Below are 17,465 nucleotides of genomic sequence, written 5' to 3'. Positions count from 1 at the left end.
TGACTATGCGGCTGTCAACGTTCTATTGCGAACTATGGCGAACTGGTCTTTTATTTGATGCTTGCTGTGTAAGGAATTTTGCGAACTATTGCGGAGGGCGGCGAACCATAGAATGGTGTCCCCTGCAGGAATCGAACCTGCAACTAGCCCTTAGGAGGGGCTCGTTATATCCATTTAACTAAGGGGACGAAGCGGCACCGAGTATACCGGTTTTTGTTTGCCTCGGTAAGTGAGGGGCCGCCTGACTGTTCAAACCGTCGCCATTCAGGACTGTTTTTCTACCTTTTTCTGCGCGTTGTCTCTTTTTTGCGCCGCTATCCTGGCTTCTTCTTTACGCTTGTTGCTCATATCATTGCGGATTTGCGCGTGGCTCATCAGGGCAAAGATAAAGGTACCGCCGCAAATGTTTCCAGCAAGCGTCGGTAAGGCAAATGGCCAGAGGAAGTTGCTCCAGTGCAGCGTACCGTTAAATACCAGATAGAGAATTTCAACCGAACCCACCACGATGTGAGTGGTATCGCCCAGCGCAATCAGCCACGTCATCAGGATAATCACCACGATCTTCGCTGCGCCCGCTGCCGGGAACATCCAGACCATAGTGGCAATCAGCCAGCCGGAAATAATAGCGTTGGCAAACATTTCCGTGGGGCTGTTTTTCATCACCTCCATGCCTATCTTAACGAACGCATCGCGGGTCTCTTCGTTGAAGATAGGCATGTATTCAAAAGCCCACGCCGCAATCGCAGTGCCCAGTACATTCCCCAACAGCACGATGCCCCACAGTCGCATTAACAGGCCCGCGTTACCGAACGTCGGATTTTGCATCACGGGCAACACGGCGGTGACGGTGTTTTCGGTAAATAGCTGCTGACGAGCCATAATGACGATGATAAAACCAAAGGTATAGCCGAGATTCTCCAGCAAGAAACTGCCCGGTACGCCCTCCAGCTCGACGTGGAAGATGCCTTTTGCCAGCAGTGAGGCTCCCATCGAAAGCCCGGCGGCAATGGCTGACCACAACAGCGCCATCGCATCCCGCTCCAGCTCTTTCTCCCCGTCCTGACGGATATGCTCGTGAATCGCCATCGCCCGCGAGGGGAGGCGGTCCTCATCCACTTCTATCTTCTTCCCGCTCTGTTTCTCTTCACTTTCGACGGCTAGCTCGTCGCTATGTGTATCTATCTTGTCGTTTTCATGATCAACCATCATTCATCCCCGGTAGGAGCACAGACAAAATAAAGCGTAGCGGTTTTTCGCCTGAACCCCGTCAGGGCATACTCTGAAAACGCAAAAATGGTAACGTTTGTTTTTCGCCATCTCGCTAGAATAGAAGCGCGGCGATTCTGGTGTGACCAGGCTATGATCACATCAACGAGTTCGGTGATATAGACATCGTTTGACGTACTGTTACAATCGCTCACACCTTTACAGGCGGATACGGTAGCGTTCCGTCATGGATGGCAATCAGCGATAGCCATAATTAACAGGGAGACATTTATGAAGCTTCGCCTGTCGGCGCTTGCGCTGGGAACCACACTGCTGGTGGGGTGTGCAAGTTCTGGCACAGAACAGCAGGGGCGTTCAGACCCGTTTGAAGGGTTCAACCGCACCATGTACAACTTCAACTTTAATGTGTTGGATCCGTATATCGTTCGACCGGTGGCTGTCGCCTGGCGTGATTATGTTCCGCAGCCTGCCCGTAATGGTCTGAGCAACTTTACCGGAAACCTGGAAGAACCGGCGGTCATGGTGAACTATTTCCTGCAGGGTGATCCCTATCAGGGGATGGTGCATTTCACCCGTTTCTTCCTCAACACGATTCTGGGGATGGGCGGCTTTATTGACGTCGCCGGTATGGCTAACCAGAAACTGCAGCGCGTTGAGCCACATCGCTTCGGCAGTACCCTCGGCCACTATGGCGTAGGTTACGGTCCTTACGTGCAATTACCGTTCTACGGCAGTTGGACTATTCGTGATGACGGCGGTGATATGGCGGATACGTTCTATCCGGTTCTTTCCTGGCTGACCTGGCCGATGTCTATCGGTAAGTGGACGATTGAAGGGATTGAAACCCGCGCGCAGTTGCTGGATTCCGATGGTTTGCTGCGCCAGTCCTCCGATCCCTACATTATGGTTCGTGAAGCTTACTTCCAGCGTCATGACTTTATCGCGGATGGCGGGAAGCTCAAGCCGCAGGAAAACCCGAACGCGCAGGCGATTCAGGACGAACTGAAAGAGATCGATTCCGAGTGAGTCGATTGGGCAAATAAAAAGGTGAGCAAAAAGCTCACCTTTTTTACATCTGCAACTTTTACATCTGCAACAAATCAGAATGCGTAGTTGAAGTTGGTACCAAAGAGCCAGGCTTTACCTTCGGACTCGAACTGGTATGGACCTTCGCTAATTTTAACGCTCTGACCGTGCATGTAAGAGACGCCAACGTCAACTGAAGCATCTTTATTGAAGGCGTAGGTGGTACCGGCGCTCAGCCAGAAGCGGTCCTGATCCGGAATTGAGATAGAACGGTTTTGAGATGGAACCGGGCTATCATCGAAGGCGATACCGGTACGGAACGTCCAGTTGTCATCGTAGTAGTAGGTGGTACCCAGTGCGATGCGGTAGGCGTCTTTAAAGCCTTCATCTTTCTGGAACAGCGTCTGACCACTGGTGGATTTCGCTTTCAGCTCCTGGAACTGACTCCAGCTGGTATAGGCCAGGCTGTAGTGAATAGCCCACTGCGGCGCCACGCGGTTATAACCCGACACTTCCCACATTTCTGGCAGGTTCAGGGTCAGATAACCCGACTGGGTTGCGCCGCCGGTAGCGGTCGGGATGCCCAGATTGTAGTTGTTGATCGCTGGCGGCAGATCGCTGCTGTAGTTGCCTTTAAAATCAATTTTGACTTCAGAACGGTAGGTCAAGGCGTAGCGGTTGTTCTTATCCAGTTCATACAGGATCCCGGCGTTCCAGCCGAAGCCCCATTGGTTACCGTTCAGGTGGGCAATTTTAGTATCGCTCGGGATGCCGTTTGCGGTGGCAGCCAGTTGCTGACCCTGCGGCGTTTGTCCGGCAGGCGATTGCATTACCTGACCGGCGACCAGTTGACCCAGGTCACCGGCGAAGCGTTCGATTTTCGCCCGTGCATAAACGGCGTTCAGACCGAGACCAAAGCTCCAGGCGTCATCCAGGCGATAAGCACCGCTCAAGTTGAGGTTCATGGTTTCAAGGTCGGTGGTACCGCCGACAGAACCGCCCGCGTAGGTATCGTTAAACTCTGTCGCCAGACCGTAGTTAGAGGTAATTGATGCTCCCCAACCGAACTGATCGTTAATTGGCGCAACAAAGTGCGCATTTGGCACCCATGCCGTTGGTGCGATGTTATCCGCATCAAGGCTACGGCCAGACGGCGAGCGTCCGCTGATGTTGACGTCCGGATCGATATAGACCGCACCCGCAGAAAACGTTGGGCGATCGAACATCGTGATCAGCGCTGGGTTACGGCTGACGTTACCTGCATCGTCTGCGATAGCGCCTTCACCCGAATAGGCCCGGCCGAGGCCAGAGGAAGAAAATTCGTTTAACTGAAAGCCTGCAGACCAGGCCTGGGTGGAGATAATTGCCACTGCGACTGCGAGAGCAGACTTTGTTAACAGGGTTTTCTGGCTCATGACCATAACCTCAATTGATTTATTTTTATACAAACTATGTTACATGGTGTAACAGGAGCGCGAAGTGTAGGGTCTGTGGTACGACTTAGAAATCAGACCAGTGGCGTGAGTATAGGTCTGACCAGATGAAATGTTGCAAGTATGTTTATAAGTTTTTTCAATTGTGATCTTAAAAACGCGATCCAGCTGGCAAAATTGACGGTTTGCGCACTCATTCTTTTGGGTGAAATTTGTTCTGGATCATTTTTAAGTGTGATTTCGGTCACTTATCGCATTTCGCACAATTAACAACTGGAGAGGCGAATGTGGGGAGCGTAAAATATCCCCATCGTTTATCTGGCACCCTGGGTGCAAAATACAGAGGAAATCTACAATGAGTAAATGCAGTGCTGATGAAACCCCGGTTTGCTGCTGTATGGATGTTGGTACCATCATGGACAACTCCGATTGCACCGCATCATACAGCCGCGTGTTCGCTAACCGCGCAGATGCAGAAGAGACGCTGGCGGCGCTGACCGAAAAAGCGCGCAGCGTGGAATCTGAACCGTGCAAAATCACCTCAACCTTCACCGAAGAGTCTGACGGTGTGCGTCTGGATATCGATTTTGTCTTCGCCTGTGAAGCCGAAACCCTGATCTTCCAGCTGGGTCTGCGTTAATCCCACCTCGTTGTTTTTGATGCCCCGGTGATTTTTCCCGGGGCATTTTCATTTCAGGCAGTGATTATTCACTGTGCCATAGCTCTCACTTTCTTTGCGCTCCGCTTGGCTAAATGTAAAAAATTGGTTAAGACTATGATCAGGTCAGACCACTTATTTTATTTTTACAGGGGAGTGTTATGCGTCAGGTTTTACCGCTGGTCACCCGTCAGGGCGATCGCATCGCCATTGTGAGCGGATTACGTACGCCTTTTGCCCGTCAGGCGACCGCCTATCATGGCATTCCCGCCGTCGATCTCGGCAAAATGGTGGTTGGCGAACTGCTTGCGCGCAGTGAAATCCCTGCCGATGTTATTGAGCAACTGGTTTTTGGGCAGGTCGTCCAGATGCCGGAAGCACCGAACATTGCCCGTGAAATTGTGCTCGGGACCGGGATGAATGTGCATACCGATGCCTACAGCGTCAGTCGTGCCTGTGCGACCAGTTTTCAGGCCGTCGCTAACGTTGCGGAAAGCCTGATGGCCGGTACTATTCGTGCAGGTATCGCCGGCGGGGCGGACTCTTCTTCGGTGCTGCCCATTGGCGTCAGCAAAAAACTGGCGCGGGTGCTGGTCGATGTCAACAAAGCCCGCACGATGGGGCAGCGTCTGCAACTCTTTTCCCGTCTGCGCTTGCGCGATCTGATGCCCGTCCCGCCTGCCGTGGCGGAGTACTCTACCGGCCTGCGAATGGGCGATACCGCCGAACAGATGGCGAAAACCTACGGCATTACCCGTGAACAACAGGACGCTCTGGCGCATCGCTCTCACCAGCGTGCCGCCCAGGCGTGGGCAGAAGGAAAGCTGGCCGATGAGGTGATGACCACCTACACGCCGCCTTTTAAAGATCCCCTGTCTGAAGATAACAATATCCGCGGCAACTCCACGCTGGCGGACTATGCCAGACTACGTCCGGCATTTGACCGGAAACATGGCAGTGTAACGGCGGCAAACAGTACGCCGCTGACGGATGGCGCGGCGGCGGTCATCCTGATGACGGAATCCCGTGCCAAAGAGTTGGGGCTGGTTCCGCTCGGCTATCTGCGCAGCTACGCGTTTACCGCTATCGATGTCTGGCAGGATATGTTGCTGGGGCCGGCCTGGTCCACGCCGCTGGCGCTGGAACGTGCGGGGATCACGATGGCCGATCTGACGCTTTTCGACATGCACGAAGCCTTTGCCGCGCAGACGCTGGCGAATCTCCAGTTACTCGGTAGCGAGCGCTTTGCCCGTGAGGTGCTCGGTCGGTCCCATGCCACCGGTGAAGTCGATGACAGCAAATTTAACGTACTCGGCGGCTCGATTGCCTTTGGACATCCGTTTGCCGCGACGGGCGCGAGGATGATTACGCAAACCCTGCACGAATTACGCCGGCGCGGTGGCGGCTTTGGTCTGGTCACCGCCTGTGCGGCGGGTGGACTGGGTGCGGCAATGGTTCTGGAGGCGGAATAATGGAAACGACATCGGCTTTTACGCTTAACGTTCGTCTGGACAACGTCGCCGTCATTTCCGTTGATGTCCCAGGAGAAAAGATGAACACCCTCAAGGCGGAATTCGCCTCCGAGGTTCGGGTCATACTTAAACAGATCCGTGAAAACAAGGCGATTCGCGGCGTCGTGATCGTTTCCGCGAAAGCGGACAATTTCATTGCCGGAGCGGATATCAATATGATTAGTCGCTGCAAAAGCGCGCAAGAAGCGGAAATGCTGGCGCGACAGGGGCAGCAACTGATGGCTGAGATCAACGCGCTGCCGATCCCGGTGGTTGCCGCCATTCACGGCGCCTGTCTGGGCGGCGGGCTTGAACTGGCGCTGGCCTGTCATGCGCGTGTCTGTACGGATGATGCGAAAACGGTACTCGGTTTACCGGAAGTTCAACTGGGACTGCTACCGGGTTCAGGCGGCACCCAACGGCTTCCGCGCCTGGTGGGCGTCAGTACGGCACTGGATATGATCCTCACCGGTAAGCAACTTCGCGCGAAGCAGGCGTTGAAAGCGGGGCTGGTGGACGAGGTGGTTCCGCAGACGATCCTGCTGGACGCCGCCGTGGAATGGGCGAAAAAAGATCGCCCCGGTCATCGATCCCTTCCGGTTCGTGAACGTATTCTGGCGGGCCCACTTGGGCGAGCGTTGCTGTTCCGCATGGTCGGTAAGAAAACAGAACAGAAAACTCAGGGCAACTACCCGGCGACAGAACGCATTTTGCAGGTGATTGAAACGGGACTGGCGCAGGGCAGCAGCAGCGGCTATGACGCGGAAGCGCGCGCATTTGGCGAGCTGGCGATGACGCCGCAGTCTCAGGCGTTACGTAATATCTTTTTTGCCAGTACGGACGTGAAAAAGGATCCGGGCAGTGAGGTTACGCCAGGACCGTTACGCAGCGTCGGCGTATTAGGCGGCGGGCTGATGGGCGGGGGCATTGCGTATGTTACTGCCTGTAAAGGTGGCTTGCCAGTTCGCATCAAAGACATTAATCCCAAAGGAATCAATCACGCACTGAAATACAGCTGGGATCAGCTTGAAACGAAGGTACGTCGCCGGCATATCAAAGCCAGCGAGCGTGACAAACAGCTGGCGCTGATTTCAGGTTCGGTGGACTATCGCGGCTTTTCCCATCGCGATGTGGTTATTGAGGCGGTGTTTGAAGATCTGTCGTTAAAACAACAGATGGTGGCGGAAGTTGAGCAAAATTGCGCCTCACACACCATTTTTGCCTCCAATACCTCATCTTTACCCATTGGCGATATTGCGGCAAAAGCGGCCAGACCCGAGCAGGTGATAGGTCTGCACTTTTTTAGCCCGGTTGAGAAAATGCCACTGGTGGAGGTGATCCCGCATGCCACGACGTCGGGGCAAACCATCGCCACGACGGTTAAATTGGCGAAAAAACAGGGCAAAACACCGATTGTGGTGCGTGATAAGGCTGGATTCTACGTAAACCGTATTCTTGCACCGTATATCAATGAAGCAATTCGCCTGCTAACCGAAGGCGAGCGGGTCGAACAGATCGACAGCGCACTGGTAAAGTTTGGTTTTCCTGTTGGGCCAATCCAACTTTTGGATGAGGTCGGAATCGACACAGGCACTAAAATTATACCGATACTGGAAGCCGCTTATGGCGAGCGTTTTAGCGCCCCTGCAAATGTTGTTTCATCAATATTGAATGACGATCGCAAAGGTAGAAAAAATGGTCGGGGTTTCTATCTTTATGGGGCGAAAGGGCGTAAAAGCAAAAAACAGGTCGACCCCGCAATTTATAGGCTTATTGGCGCACAGGGGCAAAGTCGGCTCTCTACCCAGCAGATTGCGGAACGTTGCGTCATGTTAATGCTCAATGAGGCGGCGCGCTGCTTCGACGAGCAGGTGATCCGTGGCGCGCGCGATGGTGACATCGGCGCGGTGTTTGGTATTGGTTTTCCTCCGTTTCTCGGTGGCCCGTTCCGTTATATGGATTCTCTCGGCGCGGGTGAAGTGGTTGCGGTATTGCAACGTCTGGCTTCGCTGTATGGTCCACGGTTTACGCCGTGCGATACGTTGTTACAGATGGCGGAGCGGGGTGAAAGTTTCTGGAAAGCAGATGCAACTGACCTGAATTAACAAGGTCAAATGTTAAGGTAAATCCGTACTGAATGGTTGTGGTTTGGTTAAATTGTAAACACAGATTGACTATACTTACGCCATTGAGGTAAAACACAGCGTTTCATTCAGTGAACGGATAAGGCACAATGCCGGCCACTGCATTACAGCAACCCTGAGAGGTTTTAGCTGGGGTGCGTGTGATTCTGGTTAACAAAAGCGGTGCAATATGCAAGTTTTTATCATGCGTCACGGCGACGCGGCCCTCGATGCCGCCAGTGATTCGGTTCGTCCCTTAACCACCTGTGGTTGTGATGAATCCCGCCTTATGGCGAACTGGCTGAAAGGTCAAAAAGTGGATATCGAACGTGTTCTGGTGAGCCCGTTCCTGCGAGCCGAACAAACGTTGGATGTGGTAGGGGGATGCATGAACCTGCCAGGCGACGTGGATGTTTTGCCGGAGTTGACTCCCTGCGGCGATGTCGGTCTGGTCAGCGCTTATTTACAAGCTCTGGCCAATGAAGGTGTCGCCACCGCACTGGTGATTTCCCACCTCCCGTTAGTGGGTTACCTGGTGTCCGAGCTGTGCCCAGGCGAAACGCCGCCGATGTTTACCACCTCAGCAATTGCCAGTGTAACGCTGGATGACAGCGGAAAAGGGGTATTCAACTGGCAGATGAGTCCGTGTAACCTCAAAATGGCGAAAGCGATTTAACCTGTCGTCTTATCCTGTATCGGGATGAGGTTTGTCATACTCTCAAAGAGCCGCTGATGCGGCTCTTGTTGTTTTTGCGCTCAGGGCAGTTCCGGCGGTGCCCACTCTTCCACCTCGATCAGCACCAGCAGCGCGGCATCGCCGCCGTACTCTTTTGGTGCCTGATGGAAAGCCATGACATGCGGATGTTGCGCCAGCCACAGGGGCGTCTGTTGCTTCAGCACATGTTTGCCGTGACCGTGCATCACACAGGCGCAAAACACATGCTCCCGTCGACAGGCAGCAATCAGCGCGCCCAGCTCCTGCTTGGCCTGAAGCTGCGTCAGACCGTGTAAATCGAGAAACAATTCCGGAGAGTAATCGCCACGACGCATTTTCTTCAGTTCGAAATGGCTGACGTCAGGACGAACATATTTCACCGGGCCTTCCGTATTCAGCAGCGGCTGAAACTCATCAGAGAAATAGTGGCTGGCATCGGCCTGCTCTGAAAGCAGTCGCTTAACCGGAACTTCGGTGACCTTTTTACGCAGCGGGCGATGAACAATCGTGTCCTGTTTAATCTGACGGGTGCCGGTCATCAACTGTCGGAACAGCGCCTGGTCCTCCTCGCTGAGCGATGTTTTCTTTTTCATTCTGCGGTCTCATCTTTTTTTATTATCCGTTAGTTTACCCGACTCGATGCGGATGCGAATGCTCAAAACGCAATTTTCACCCGCTACCCCTGCGTGATTGCTGATTTATCGCCGTCTTCATGGCAAACTAGCCGCCGAAATTAATGCGAGCATGCCCTGGAGGAACAGATGGATAAAATTTTCGTTGATGAAGCAGTGAGTGATCTGCATACCATTCAGGACATGTTGCGCTGGGCGGTTAGCCGTTTTAGTGCGGCGAATATCTGGTACGGTCATGGTACGGATAACCCGTGGGATGAAGCCGTACAGCTGGTACTGCCCTCGTTGTATCTGCCGCTGGATATCCCCGAAGATATGCGCACCGCGCGCCTGACCTCCAGCGAACGCCACCGTATTGTTGAGCGCGTGATCCGTCGCGTGAACGAACGTATCCCGGTGGCCTATCTGACCAATAAAGCCTGGTTCTGCGGCCATGAGTTCTATGTCGATGAACGCGTGCTGGTGCCGCGCTCTCCGATTGGCGAGCTGATCAACAACCGCTTTGCGGGGCTGATTGCACAACAACCTCACCACATACTGGATATGTGTACGGGTAGCGGTTGTATCGCTATTGCCTGCGCCTACGCCTTCCCGGAAGCGGAAGTGGACGCGGTAGATATCTCGGCAGACGCGCTGGCCGTGACGGAACGCAACATTGAAGAGCACGGTCTGATCCATCACGTCACGCCCATTCGCTCCGATCTGTTCCGCGACCTGCCTAAGGTCCAGTACGACCTGATCGTGACCAACCCGCCGTACGTTGACGCGGAAGATATGTCCGATCTGCCTAATGAATATCGTCATGAGCCGGAACTGGGGCTGGCGTCCGGTACTGACGGCCTGAAACTCACCCGTCGCATTCTGGGCAACGCGCCGGATTACCTGTCTGATGACGGTATTCTGATTTGTGAAGTCGGTAACAGCATGGTACATCTGATGGAACAATACCCGGATGTGCCGTTCACCTGGCTGGAATTTGACAATGGCGGCGATGGCGTCTTTATGCTGACCAAAGCCGAGTTGATCGCTGCCCGCGAGCACTTCAGCCTCTATAAAGATTAAACCACAACGACAACAACGAGACCGCAATGGCAGGAAATACAATTGGACAACTCTTTCGTGTAACCACCTTCGGCGAATCGCACGGGCTGGCGCTCGGTTGTATCGTCGACGGTGTGCCGCCGGGCATTCCGCTGACGGAAGCTGACCTGCAACACGATCTCGACAGACGTCGCCCTGGCACGTCACGTTACACAACGCAGCGTCGTGAACCGGATCAGGTCAAAATCCTTTCCGGCGTGTTTGAAGGCGTCACGACAGGCACCAGCATTGGGCTGCTGATTGAAAACACCGATCAGCGTTCACAGGACTACAGCGCCATCAAGGACGTGTTTCGTCCCGGACACGCGGATTACACCTACGAGCAGAAATATGGTCTGCGCGATTATCGTGGCGGCGGACGTTCCTCCGCACGAGAAACCGCGATGCGCGTGGCGGCAGGGGCGATTGCTAAAAAATATCTCACCGAAAAATTTGGCATTATCATTCAGGGCTGTCTGACCCAGATGGGCGACATTCCGCTGGCGATCAAAGACTGGTCGCAGGTAGAGCTTAACCCTTTCTTCTGTCCGGATCCGGATAAGATTGAGGCGCTGGATGAACTGATGCGTGCGCTGAAAAAAGAGGGCGATTCCATCGGCGCGAAAGTGACCGTGGTCGCCAGCGGCGTACCGGCAGGGCTGGGCGAGCCGGTCTTTGATCGTCTCGATGCCGACATCGCCCACGCGCTGATGAGCATCAACGCGGTGAAAGGCGTCGAAATTGGCGACGGGTTTGACGTCGTGGCGCTTCGCGGTAGCCAGAACCGTGACGAAATCACCAAAGAGGGGTTCCAGAGCAATCACGCTGGCGGTATTCTGGGCGGGATCAGCAGCGGTCAGCAGATCGTGGCCCACATGGCGCTGAAACCGACGTCCAGTATTACCGTCCCAGGGCGCACCATTAATCGCTTTGGCGAAGAGGTGGAGATGATCACCAAAGGACGCCACGATCCGTGCGTGGGGATCCGCGCCGTACCGATCGCGGAAGCGATGCTGGCGATCGTGCTGATGGATCACCTGTTACGTCAACGGGCGCAAAATGCGGATGTCAAAACGGATATTCCACGCTGGTAAGAGATGAAAAAAACCGCGATAGCACTGCTGGCCCTGCTTGCCAGCACGGCCAGCCTGGCGGCGACGCCGTGGCAAAAAATTGCCCAACCCGTGCCGGGCAGCGCGCAGTCAATTGGTGGCTTCTCGAACGGCTGCATTGTGGGAGCGGACACGCTTCCCGTGCAGTCCGAGCATTATCAGGTGATGCGCACCGATCAGCGTCGCTATTTCGGCCATCCCGACCTGGTGATGTTTATTCAGCGCCTGAGTACGCAGGTGAACAATCTTGGACTGGGAACGGTGCTGATTGGCGACATGGGAATGCCCGCCGGTGGTCGATTTAATGGTGGACATGCCAGCCATCAGACCGGCCTGGATGTGGATATTTTCCTGCAGTTGCCAAAAACGCGCTGGACTCAGGCGCAACTGCTGCGTCCCCAGGCGCTGGATTTGGTCGCCCGTGACGGTAAACATGTGGTGCCGACCCTGTGGAAACCGGAAATCGCCAGCCTGATTAAGCTGGCGGCGGAAGATAACGACGTCACCCGTATTTTTGTGAACCCTGCCATAAAACAGCAACTTTGCCTCGATGCCGGTACCGATCGCGACTGGTTACGTAAAGTGCGACCCTGGTTCCAGCATCGTGCGCATATGCATGTACGATTGCGTTGCCCTGCCGACAGCCTTGAGTGCGAAGACCAACCGTTGCCTCCTCCGGGCGATGGCTGCGGTGCCGAGCTGCAAAGTTGGTTTGAACCACCAAAACCTGGAACAACAAAGCCTGAGAAGAAGACACCACCTCCGTTGCCGCCTTCCTGCCAGGCGCTACTGGATGAGCATGTACTCTAATGGATAATTTTGCGGACCTGTTTATGGTCTCTCCGCTACTGTTGATGGTGTTGTTTTTTGTGGCAATGCTGGCTGGATTTATCGACTCACTGGCGGGCGGCGGCGGTCTGTTGACCATCCCCGCGCTGATGGCAGCAGGGATGTCTCCCGCGCAGGCGCTGGCGACCAACAAACTGCAGGCCTGCGGCGGCTCGATTTCTTCTTCGATTTATTTTATTCGCCGTAAAGTGGTGAACCTCGCTGACCAGAAACTCAATATCGCGATGACGTTTATTGGCTCGATGAGCGGCGCGCTGTTGGTGCAGCATGTGAAGTCTGACGTGTTACGTCAGGTCCTGCCGGTTCTGGTTATCTGCATTGGTCTCTACTTTTTGCTGATGCCGAAAGTGGGTGAGGAAGACCGACAGCGTCGTCTGTACGGTCTGCCGTTTGCCCTGGTCGCCGGGGGTTGCGTAGGCTTTTACGATGGCTTTTTTGGCCCGGCGGCAGGTTCATTTTACGCGTTGTCATTTGTCATGCTGTGTGGCTATAACCTCTCTAAATCGACGGCCCACGCCAAGGTGCTGAATGCCACCTCCAATATTGGTGGCCTGCTGCTGTTTGTCATCGGCGGGAAAGTGATTTGGGCCACCGGTTTTGTCATGCTGATCGGACAGTTTCTCGGGGCGCGAATGGGTTCCCGACTGGTACTGAGCAAAGGACAAAAGCTGATTCGCCCGATGATCGTCATTGTTTCGGCGGTGATGAGCATGAAACTTCTTTATGATAACCATGGACAGGAGATTCTCCACTGGCTGGGGATGAATTAATGAACAGTACGCACCGCTACGAACAGTTGATTGACATTTTTAATGGCTGCTTTGCCGATGATTTTAATACCCGTCTGATTAAAGGCGACGACGAACCGATCTATCTTCCTGCTGATGCAGAGATCCCGTATCACCGGATTGTCTTTGCGCACGGTTTTTACGCCAGCGCATTGCATGAGATTTCGCACTGGTGCATTGCCGGAAAGGCGCGCCGCGAGTTGGTGGATTTCGGCTACTGGTATTGTCCGGACGGTCGAGATGCGGCGACGCAGGGGCAGTTTGAAGATGTGGAAGTGAAGCCCCAGGCGTTTGACTGGTTGTTCTGCGTGGCAGCGGGGTATCCGTTTAACGTCAGTTGCGACAACCTGGAAGGCGATTTTGAACCAGACCGCGTGGTGTTCCAGCGTCGGGTTCATGCACAGGTGATGGTGTATCTGGAGAACGGCATTCCCGAACGTCCGGCGCGCTTCATTAAGGCATTACAGAATTATTATCACACGCCTGAACTTACGGCGGAACAGTTCCCGTGGCCAGAAGCGCTCAACTGAAGCCAGCGCCACGTTACAATGAGGAAAGAAGATGATCGCGGAGTTTGAATCACGCATTCTGGCATTAATCGATGACATGGTAGAGCATGCAAGCGATGATGAGCTGTTTGCCAGTGGGTATTTGCGTGGCCACCTGACGTTAGCCGTTGCAGAACTGGAAGGTACAGATGACCATTCTGCTCAGGCCGTCTATGCCAACGTCACCCGCAGCCTGGAAAACGCTATCGGTGCCGGTGAGTTGTCGCCGCGCGATCAGGCGTTAGTGAAAGAGATGTGGGACACGCTGTTCGAGAAAGCAGTGCAATAATCACGATAACGCCATCCGGCCTGGTTAACTTGCCGGATGGCGCGTCTGTTCATCCCATCGGTGTTTTAACCGCTTTCCCTTTCAACAATTTCCGCACCCATAAACGATTTGGATTTAATGCTGCCAGCGTGGCGGCATCCATCGGCATCGGTTCATTACTCATTTGTGAAGCCAGTATTTCTGCGCACAGGGGCGCGGAGCACAGCCCGCGGGAACCCAGCGCACCCAGCATAAATAAATCGTCATACACCGGCGCATTTGCCGCGCCCGCTTTGTTGTCGGCTAAATCGGCGTACTGCACCAGTGTGGCAGCGTAGTCCGGAACGCTTCCCACCATCGGCAAATGATCGCGGGTGGCGCAGCGCACGCCGCAGCGCGCCGCGTTGTCGCTGACATCGACCTCTTTGGCCCATTCCGCCGCCGGGAAGCAGTCAATCAAGCGCTGTCGATTTTGCTGCTGATCGTCTTCCCGATACTGCGTCTCTTCGCTGCCGCGATGGTAGCTGGCACCGATACAGTGCTGCTGATTAGCCAGGTTCTGCGGCGTGAGATAACCGTCATAGCACAGCACCTGACGAATCTTACAAAGCGCTGGCGTGGTCGGAATATGGCTGACCTGGCCGGCGACAGCGTAGACGGGCAACGGTTGTGTCTGCGTAAAATGGTTAATCTGATGACCGTTAGCCAGTACCACCACGGCATGTTCAGCGCAATTACCGTGCGTAAACTGCAAATTCCAGCCGGATGCAGACTGATTAAGTGCCGCCAGCGAATGCTGATAGTGACAGCGTAATCCCTGTTTTTCAGCAAGCAGAAGCACGGCGGCGGTTAATTGCGCCGGGCACAGCCAGCCGCCCAGAGGATACGTCACGCCGCCACAATCGGTATCGACACCGGTAAGACGTCGCGCCTGTTCAGCATCAACGGCGTTCGCCAGCGCTGACGGTAAATCCAGCGACAGCATCTGCGCGATTTTCTGCTGACTCTTGTCGTCCCAGCCCAGTTGCGTGACGCCACACCAGTCGTGATCGAACCTGACGGGCAGGGCGTCATAGAGACGACGGGCAAACGTAAACGCGGCGGGGAAAAAGAGGTTTATTGCCGCATCGTGTTTGCTGAGAAGAGGGTAGAGCGCCCCCTGACGGTTGCCGGACGCGCCCTGAGCGGGTTTATCATCCGCGCAATAGAGCGTGACCTGCCAACCGCGGCGCAACAGCGCCAGCGAAAGCAGCGCGCTGGCAATCCCGCCGCCAATGAGGGCAACCTCGCGTTTTTCACTGCCCTGACGGGAAAACCACGGCATTGATGCTGGCAGCGCGGGAGCGTGTTCCATCACGCCGCGCAGCATCTCGCGCTTGCGCCCAAAGCCTTTGCATTTCTGCATGGTAAAACCGGCTTCCTGTAAACCGCGACGGACAAATCCGGCAGACGTAAAGGTCGCCAGCGTACCGCCCGGCCGAGCCAGTCTCGCCATCGCGTTAAACAGCGTTGGCGTCCACATGTCCGGGTTTTTGGCCGGGGCGAAGCCATCAAGAAACCAGGCGTCGACTTTTTGATTCAGGCTGTCATCGAGTTGATCGGTGAGTTCATTAATATCGCCAAACCAGAGATCGAGCGTGACGCGTCCTTCATCCAGCAGCAGACGGTGGCAACCCGCCAGCGGTAACGGCCACTGGGCCTGAAGCTGTCCGGCAAATTCAGCCAACTCCGGCCAGTGCTGATGTGCCGCCGTGAGATCGTCGCGGGTCAGCGGAAATTTTTCAAAACTGATGAAATGTAATCTTTGTAGCGTAGCCTCGGGCTGAGTGGCGCGAAATTCAGCAAACGCCTGCCAGAGCGTGAGAAAGTTCAGACCGGTGCCGAAACCGCTCTCCGCCACCACAAACAGCGGGTGAGAATGTTTTGCAAAACGTTCTGTGATTCGGTTGCCGCCGAGGAAGACATAGCGCGTCTCTTCCAGACCGTTGTCGTTGGAAAAGTAGACGTCGTCAAAATCTCGGGAAACAGGTGTACCCTCAGCGTTGAATTCGAGGTTGGCGGGTTGTATAGCGTATTGTTTCACGTAAGTTACTCGTCTGACAGGCAGTGTCACGATCTTAGCGATGTGTGCCAGGCGGCGCAAATTTCAGTACAAATTGGCTGATCGGACTTGTTCGGCGTACAAGTGTACGCTATTGTGCCAATCGAAACTTACTATAGTGCGATTACAGAGGTATTGAATGAAACGTGCAGTGATTACTGGCTTGGGCATCGTTTCCAGCATCGGTAATAACCAGCAGGAAGTCCTGGCATCTCTGCGTGAAGGACGTTCAGGGATCACTTTTTCTGACGAGTTTAAAGATGCAGGAATGCGTAGCCACGTATGGGGCAACGTCAAACTGGACACCACTGGTTTGATCGACCGTAAGGTGGTTCGTTTCATGAACGATGCCTCTATTTATGCCTATCTCTCCATGCGTGAAGCGATTGCAGATGCAGGCCTGAGTGAAGACGCGTATCAGAACAACCCGCGCGTTGGTCTGATTGCCGGTTCCGGCGGCTCTTCCAAAGCGCAGGTATTCGGTGCTGACGCAATGCGTAGTCCGCGTGGCCTGAAAGCGGTTGGCCCGTATGTGGTCACCAAAGCGATGGGCTCCGCAGTTTCTGCCTGCCTCGCAACACCGTTCAAAATTCACGGCGTAAACTACTCAATCAGCTCCGCCTGTGCGACCTCCGCACACTGCATCGGTAATGCGGTCGAGCAGATCCAACTGGGCAAACAAGACATCGTATTTGCGGGCGGCGGCGAAGAGCTGGGCTGGGAAATGGCCTGTGAGTTCGACGCGATGGGCGCACTGTCCACCAAATATAACGACCAGCCTTCTAAAGCTTCTCGTACCTATGACGCGCACCGTGACGGTTTTGTTATCGCAGGCGGCGGCGGTATGGTGGTGGTTGAAGAACTGGAACACGCGCTGGCGCGTGGAGCCCATATCTACGCGGAAATCGTGGGCTACGGCGCGACGTCTGATGGCGCTGACATGGTGGCTCCGTCTGGTGAAGGCGCGGTGCGCTGCATGCAGATGGCGATGCACGGCGTTGATACTCCAATCGACTACCTGAACTCCCACGGTACCTCTACGCCAGTGGGTGACGTGAAAGAACTGGGTGCGATTCGCGAAGTGTTTGGCGATAACAGCCCGGCTATCTCCGCGACCAAAGCGATGACCGGTCACTCTCTGGGCGCTGCTGGCGTACAGGAAGCGATCTACTCTCTGCTGATGCTGGAACACGGCTTTGTCGCACCAAGCATCAACATCGAAGAGATGGACGAGCAGGCTGCCGGTCTGAACATTGTGACCGAAACTCTCGATCGTGAACTGACCACCGTTATGTCCAACAGCTTCGGTTTCGGCGGTACCAACGCCACGCTGGTGATGCGTAAACTGAAAGCGTAAGTGACTTTCTTAATAAGAAGGGGAGCCCGGTTGCTCC

Annotated in this window: 16 protein-coding genes and 1 tRNA gene; 12 read left to right on the top strand and 5 right to left on the bottom strand. The window is 54.7% G+C overall.

Annotated features, from left to right (window positions below):
• Positions 1-113: 113 nt before the first annotated feature.
• Together ACERJC_RS11235 and ACERJC_RS11230 are read right to left on the bottom strand one after the other, a co-directional pair.
• Positions 114-188: transfer RNA gene (locus ACERJC_RS11235), tRNA-Arg, on the bottom strand.
• A 76-nt stretch (positions 189-264) separates the two neighbouring features.
• Positions 265-1,206, bottom strand: a complete 942-nt coding sequence (locus ACERJC_RS11230; protein ID WP_373671703.1) for a formate/nitrite transporter family protein — start codon at positions 1,204-1,206, stop codon at positions 265-267.
• Between the two features lie 291 nt (positions 1,207-1,497).
• Between ACERJC_RS11230 and mlaA the strand changes: the two genes are divergently transcribed.
• The gene (mlaA, locus tag ACERJC_RS11225; protein WP_152403284.1) at positions 1,498-2,253 is read left to right on the top strand and encodes a phospholipid-binding lipoprotein MlaA; all 756 of its coding nucleotides are present in this window, start codon (positions 1,498-1,500) and stop codon (positions 2,251-2,253) included.
• Between the two features lie 74 nt (positions 2,254-2,327).
• On the opposite strand, the gene fadL is transcribed toward mlaA, so the two are convergent.
• The gene (fadL, locus tag ACERJC_RS11220) at positions 2,328-3,668 is read right to left on the bottom strand and encodes a long-chain fatty acid transporter FadL (RefSeq protein ID WP_152403287.1); all 1,341 of its coding nucleotides are present in this window, start codon (positions 3,666-3,668) and stop codon (positions 2,328-2,330) included.
• 373 nt (positions 3,669-4,041) lie between these two features.
• On the opposite strand from fadL, the gene ACERJC_RS11215 reads away from it, so the two are divergent.
• The 4 genes from ACERJC_RS11215 to sixA all read left to right on the top strand — a co-directional run bounded on the left by ACERJC_RS11215 (position 4,042) and on the right by sixA (position 8,654).
• Positions 4,042-4,326: a YfcZ/YiiS family protein gene (locus tag ACERJC_RS11215; RefSeq protein ID WP_046483140.1), complete on the top strand. Its 285-nt coding sequence runs from the start codon at positions 4,042-4,044 to the stop codon at positions 4,324-4,326.
• Positions 4,327-4,505: 179 nt separating this feature from the next.
• Positions 4,506-5,816, top strand: a complete 1,311-nt coding sequence (gene fadI, locus ACERJC_RS11210; RefSeq protein ID WP_286631307.1) for an acetyl-CoA C-acyltransferase FadI — start codon at positions 4,506-4,508, stop codon at positions 5,814-5,816.
• Positions 5,816-7,960, top strand: coding sequence for a fatty acid oxidation complex subunit alpha FadJ (fadJ, locus tag ACERJC_RS11205; RefSeq protein WP_373671664.1), 2,145 nt, complete (start codon positions 5,816-5,818; stop codon positions 7,958-7,960). Before fadI ends, fadJ begins: the two co-directional genes overlap by 1 nt.
• 208 nt (positions 7,961-8,168) lie before the next feature.
• Positions 8,169-8,654 (top strand): phosphohistidine phosphatase SixA, encoded by a 486-nt coding sequence (gene sixA / locus ACERJC_RS11200; protein ID WP_152403292.1) that lies wholly within the window; start codon positions 8,169-8,171, stop codon positions 8,652-8,654.
• Positions 8,655-8,734: 80 nt separating this feature from the next.
• On the opposite strand, the gene smrB is transcribed toward sixA, so the two are convergent.
• Positions 8,735-9,286: an endonuclease SmrB gene (smrB, locus tag ACERJC_RS11195; protein ID WP_046483131.1), complete on the bottom strand. Its 552-nt coding sequence runs from the start codon at positions 9,284-9,286 to the stop codon at positions 8,735-8,737.
• 168 nt (positions 9,287-9,454) lie between these two features.
• On the opposite strand from smrB, the gene prmB reads away from it, so the two are divergent.
• From prmB to ACERJC_RS11165, 6 genes are read left to right on the top strand one after another with little or no spacing between them, the layout of a single operon-like run.
• Positions 9,455-10,387 carry a 50S ribosomal protein L3 N(5)-glutamine methyltransferase gene (gene prmB, locus ACERJC_RS11190; RefSeq protein ID WP_152403294.1) on the top strand — a complete coding sequence of 311 codons (933 nt, stop codon included), beginning with the start codon at positions 9,455-9,457 and terminating at the stop codon, positions 10,385-10,387.
• A 26-nt stretch (positions 10,388-10,413) separates the two neighbouring features.
• Positions 10,414-11,499 carry a chorismate synthase gene (gene aroC, locus ACERJC_RS11185; protein ID WP_286631310.1) on the top strand — a complete coding sequence of 362 codons (1,086 nt, stop codon included), beginning with the start codon at positions 10,414-10,416 and terminating at the stop codon, positions 11,497-11,499.
• A 3-nt stretch (positions 11,500-11,502) separates the two neighbouring features.
• Entirely contained in the window at positions 11,503-12,327 is an 825-nt protein-coding gene (gene mepA, locus ACERJC_RS11180; protein ID WP_371894565.1) for a penicillin-insensitive murein endopeptidase, read from the top strand.
• Positions 12,327-13,136, top strand: a complete 810-nt coding sequence (locus ACERJC_RS11175; RefSeq protein WP_286631312.1) for a sulfite exporter TauE/SafE family protein — start codon at positions 12,327-12,329, stop codon at positions 13,134-13,136. Before mepA ends, ACERJC_RS11175 begins: the two co-directional genes overlap by 1 nt.
• The gene (locus ACERJC_RS11170; protein WP_152403302.1) at positions 13,136-13,684 is read left to right on the top strand and encodes an elongation factor P hydroxylase; all 549 of its coding nucleotides are present in this window, start codon (positions 13,136-13,138) and stop codon (positions 13,682-13,684) included. Before ACERJC_RS11175 ends, ACERJC_RS11170 begins: the two co-directional genes overlap by 1 nt.
• A gap of 31 nt (positions 13,685-13,715) precedes the next feature.
• A complete protein-coding gene (locus ACERJC_RS11165; RefSeq protein ID WP_152403305.1) occupies positions 13,716-13,991 on the top strand; it encodes a YfcL family protein in 276 nt (91 codons plus the stop codon).
• Between the two features lie 49 nt (positions 13,992-14,040).
• Here ACERJC_RS11165 and mnmC read toward each other — a convergent pair whose 3' ends face one another.
• Positions 14,041-16,053 carry a bifunctional tRNA (5-methylaminomethyl-2-thiouridine)(34)-methyltransferase MnmC2/FAD-dependent 5-carboxymethylaminomethyl-2-thiouridine(34) oxidoreductase MnmC1 gene (gene mnmC / locus ACERJC_RS11160; RefSeq protein ID WP_373671663.1) on the bottom strand — a complete coding sequence of 671 codons (2,013 nt, stop codon included), beginning with the start codon at positions 16,051-16,053 and terminating at the stop codon, positions 14,041-14,043.
• Positions 16,054-16,210: 157 nt separating this feature from the next.
• Between mnmC and fabB the strand changes: the two genes are divergently transcribed.
• Positions 16,211-17,428, top strand: a complete 1,218-nt coding sequence (fabB, locus tag ACERJC_RS11155; protein ID WP_152403309.1) for a beta-ketoacyl-ACP synthase I — start codon at positions 16,211-16,213, stop codon at positions 17,426-17,428.
• The last annotated feature ends 37 nt before the right edge of the window (positions 17,429-17,465 follow it).

The organism is Citrobacter telavivensis (assembly GCF_041807075.1).
In the GTDB taxonomy this organism is placed as follows: domain Bacteria; phylum Pseudomonadota; class Gammaproteobacteria; order Enterobacterales; family Enterobacteriaceae; genus Citrobacter_A; species Citrobacter_A telavivensis.
Note: the sequence above shows the minus strand (reverse complement) of the source record. Positions and strands in the feature narration are given on the sequence as shown.

Coding starts and splice junctions, on each gene's coding strand:
- fabB (WP_152403309.1), top strand. CDS start 16,211: ATGAAACGTGCAGTGATTACTGGCTTGGGCATCGTTTCCAGCATCGGT.
- smrB (WP_046483131.1), bottom strand. CDS start 9,286: ATGAAAAAGAAAACATCGCTCAGCGAGGAGGACCAGGCGCTGTTCCGA.
- ACERJC_RS11230 (WP_373671703.1), bottom strand. CDS start 1,206: ATGGTTGATCATGAAAACGACAAGATAGATACACATAGCGACGAGCTA.
- mepA (WP_371894565.1), top strand. CDS start 11,503: ATGAAAAAAACCGCGATAGCACTGCTGGCCCTGCTTGCCAGCACGGCC.
- aroC (WP_286631310.1), top strand. CDS start 10,414: ATGGCAGGAAATACAATTGGACAACTCTTTCGTGTAACCACCTTCGGC.
- fadL (WP_152403287.1), bottom strand. CDS start 3,668: ATGAGCCAGAAAACCCTGTTAACAAAGTCTGCTCTCGCAGTCGCAGTG.
- sixA (WP_152403292.1), top strand. CDS start 8,169: ATGCAAGTTTTTATCATGCGTCACGGCGACGCGGCCCTCGATGCCGCC.
- prmB (WP_152403294.1), top strand. CDS start 9,455: ATGGATAAAATTTTCGTTGATGAAGCAGTGAGTGATCTGCATACCATT.
- fadJ (WP_373671664.1), top strand. CDS start 5,816: ATGGAAACGACATCGGCTTTTACGCTTAACGTTCGTCTGGACAACGTC.
- ACERJC_RS11175 (WP_286631312.1), top strand. CDS start 12,327: ATGGATAATTTTGCGGACCTGTTTATGGTCTCTCCGCTACTGTTGATG.
- ACERJC_RS11215 (WP_046483140.1), top strand. CDS start 4,042: ATGAGTAAATGCAGTGCTGATGAAACCCCGGTTTGCTGCTGTATGGAT.
- mlaA (WP_152403284.1), top strand. CDS start 1,498: ATGAAGCTTCGCCTGTCGGCGCTTGCGCTGGGAACCACACTGCTGGTG.
- ACERJC_RS11170 (WP_152403302.1), top strand. CDS start 13,136: ATGAACAGTACGCACCGCTACGAACAGTTGATTGACATTTTTAATGGC.
- ACERJC_RS11165 (WP_152403305.1), top strand. CDS start 13,716: ATGATCGCGGAGTTTGAATCACGCATTCTGGCATTAATCGATGACATG.
- fadI (WP_286631307.1), top strand. CDS start 4,506: ATGCGTCAGGTTTTACCGCTGGTCACCCGTCAGGGCGATCGCATCGCC.